Below are 723 nucleotides of genomic sequence, written 5' to 3'. Positions count from 1 at the left end.
GGATACGATGGGTAATGATTGTATGTATCAACAAACGCAACAACGTAGTACTTCTTATTTCTATAACCGCTCCTTTGTTTAGTCGCAAGGGGCTAACGTTATAGGGACAAGTGAATAAGTGCACATGGTGGATGCCTTGGCGATTACAGGCGATGAAGGACGTAGTAGCTTGCGATAAGCTGCGGGGAGCTAGCAAACAAGCTTTGATCCGCAGATTTCCGAATGGGGAAACCCACCCTTTATGGGTATTGCATACTGAATACATAGGTATGCAAGGCGAACGCGGCGAACTGAAACATCTAAGTAGCTGCAGGAAAATAAATCAACCGAGATTCCCAAAGTAGTGGCGAGCGAAATGGGAAGAGCCTGCACGTTTTAGCATGACGCATAGAAGAATCCTCTGGAAATAGGAGCCATAGCGGGTGATAGCCCCGTATTCGAAATGCGATGTGTGGAACTAAGCGTGCGACAAGTAGGGCGGGACACGAGAAATCCTGTCTGAATATGGGGGGACCATCCTCCAAGGCTAAATACTCGTAATCGACCGATAGTGAACCAGTACCGTGAGGGAAAGGCGAAAAGAACCCCGGGAGGGGAGTGAAATAGATCCTGAAACCGTGTGCATACAAACAGTAGGAGCGGACTTGTTCCGTGACTGCGTACCTTTTGTATAATGGGTCAGCGACTTACATTCAGTGGCAAGGTTAACCATATAGGGAAGCC

Annotated in this window: 1 rRNA gene; it reads left to right on the top strand. The window is 47.9% G+C overall.

Annotated elements, in window-relative coordinates:
• Window positions 1–104: 104 nt before the first annotated feature.
• Window positions 105–723 (top strand): 23S ribosomal RNA (locus ACCD07_RS32275); the annotation flags it as partial.

The sequence above is a fragment of the Duganella sp. Dugasp56 genome (assembly GCF_047304105.1).
Lineage (GTDB): Bacteria > Pseudomonadota > Gammaproteobacteria > Burkholderiales > Burkholderiaceae_D > Rugamonas > Rugamonas hordei.
Note: the sequence above shows the minus strand (reverse complement) of the source record. Positions and strands in the feature narration are given on the sequence as shown.